2 tRNA genes and 1 rRNA gene are annotated in these 351 nt (G+C 53.6%); all 3 read right to left on the bottom strand.

What is annotated here, in order from left to right:
* Positions 1 to 11: 11 nt before the first annotated feature.
* Positions 12 to 87 (bottom strand) — tRNA-Ala (locus V6F91_RS27250).
* Between the two features lie 10 nt (positions 88 to 97).
* Positions 98 to 174: transfer RNA gene (locus tag V6F91_RS27245), tRNA-Ile, on the bottom strand.
* 123 nt (positions 175 to 297) lie between these two features.
* A 16S ribosomal RNA gene (locus V6F91_RS27240) occupies positions 298 to 351 on the bottom strand; the annotation flags it as partial.

The following is a 351-nucleotide window of genomic DNA, read 5'->3' as shown; positions in this document are numbered from 1 at the left end:
AGCAGTTTATATGGTGGAGCCAAGCGGGATCGAACCGCTGACCTCCTGCGTGCAAGGCAGGCGCTCTCCCAGCTGAGCTATGGCCCCATAACAAAATTGGTGGGTCTGGGCAGATTCGAACTGCCGACCTCACCCTTATCAGGGGTGCGCTCTAACCAACTGAGCTACAGACCCAATTTCGAGCGCGTAACTGTTAGCCTGGAGCTATCAGCTTGGAGCTTAAAGCTGCTTCTATCGTCTTCTTCAATGAATCAAGCAATTCGTGTGGGAGCTCATGGAGCAGCTGATGTCGTCGATTAAGGAGGTGATCCAGCCGCAGGTTCCCCTACGGCTACCTTGTTACGACTTCAC

The sequence above is a fragment of the Pseudomonas koreensis genome (genome assembly GCF_036668835.1).
In the GTDB taxonomy this organism is placed as follows: Bacteria; Pseudomonadota; Gammaproteobacteria; order Pseudomonadales; family Pseudomonadaceae; genus Aquipseudomonas; species Aquipseudomonas koreensis_I.
The sequence above is the reverse complement of the archived record's forward strand: the minus strand, read 5'-3'. Positions and strand labels throughout refer to the sequence as shown.